2 protein-coding genes and 1 other annotated feature are annotated in these 1,203 nt (G+C 69.1%); both genes read right to left on the bottom strand.

Translation table 11 applies throughout. The features are described 5' to 3' along the window. A partial coding sequence (locus BJF86_RS12275; protein ID WP_075819353.1) for an IS3 family transposase occupies positions 1 to 830 on the bottom strand: 830 nt, incomplete at its 3' end. After that, positions 741 to 869: a sequence feature (AL1L pseudoknot), on the bottom strand. It overlaps the preceding gene by 90 nt. Beyond that, positions 827 to 1,150 (bottom strand): transposase, encoded by a 324-nt coding sequence (locus tag BJF86_RS12270; protein WP_075819351.1) that lies wholly within the window; start codon positions 1,148 to 1,150, stop codon positions 827 to 829. It overlaps the preceding feature by 43 nt. The genes BJF86_RS12275 and BJF86_RS12270, both read right to left, overlap by 4 nt. Positions 1,151 to 1,203: the final 53 nt, after the last annotated feature.

Genomic DNA, 1,203 nt, shown 5'->3' with positions numbered 1-1,203 from the left:
CCCAGAGCCGACACGTCAACGCAAGGGCACCCAGCGGGGCCGGTCATAACAAGGGTCAGACCCCAGGCGGTGGCGCAGACACGATCCTCGCAGTCGTAGCTGTCGCCCTTGGATCCGACGGAGGCGACGATGCCGAGTTCTTCGAGGCGCTCGGTGTACCGGATGGCTCGGTATTGCACGCCGCGGTCGGCGTGGTGGACCAGGCCGGTCAGGTCCCGTCCGTCGCGGTGGCGCTGCCAGATCGCGTGCTCCAGGGCGTCCAGGGCCAGGTCGGTGTGCAGCGAGGCAGCCACGCGCCAGCCGACGATCCGGCGGGAGAACAGGTCCATCACGAACGCGACGTAGACGAACCCGGCCCAGGTCGGCACGTAGGTGATGTCGGCCACCCACCGGTCATCCGGTGCCGCGGCGGTGAAGTCCCGGTTGAGCTGGTCGGCCGGGTGGCCGTCCGTGGCCGGCACCGTGGTCCGGGGCGCCTTGTGGTCGCCGGCGACCGCGCCGACCAGGCCCAGGGCCTTCATCCGCCTGGCCACGGTGCACCGCGCCACCGGTGGATAGGTGCGCCCGGTGGGGTTCCCGTGCTCGTCCAGGACCTGTTGCCGGTTGAGCACCTTCCACATCTTCTTCACCCCGTACACCTCGTAGTTCGCGTCGTTGGTCGACTGGATCCGCTCATCGAGGGCCGCGTCGGCCAGTGCCCGGTTCGAGGGGGCACGCGACGTGGCCGCGTAGTAGGTGCTCGGGGCGATCTTCGCGCCGGCCTCGGACAGGACCGTGCAGATCGGCTCGACCCCGAAGGACTCCTTGTGCTCGTCGATGTAGGCGATCAACGACTCGTGGGGCGGTCGAGCTCCGCCGCGAAAAAAGCTGAGGCCGACCGCAGGATCGCGTTCGCCCGGCGCAACTCCCGGTTCTCCTTCTCCAGCTGCACCAGCCGCTCCCGTGGATCGGTCGCAGTCGCAGTCGACCCGGCCGCCGGTGCGGGCCCGCGGAACCAGTTCCGCAGCGTCGCCGCCGGGATGCCCAGCTGCTCACCCACCTGGGCGCAAGCACGCTTCACCGGCAACCCCGGGTTCTCTCTGATCGTCTCGTTCACCGCGCGAATCGCGCGCTCACGCAACTCGTCGCTGTACTTCCTCGGTGCAGGCATGACTCCACTCTCCCGTAGAGATCAAGACCCTCCACCAAACCCGGGGCGGTTCA

This window comes from Serinicoccus sp. CNJ-927, assembly GCF_001942435.1.
Classification (GTDB): Bacteria; Actinomycetota; Actinomycetes; order Actinomycetales; family Dermatophilaceae; genus Ornithinicoccus; species Ornithinicoccus marinus.
The sequence above is the reverse complement of the archived record's forward strand: the minus strand, read 5'-3'. Positions and strand labels throughout refer to the sequence as shown.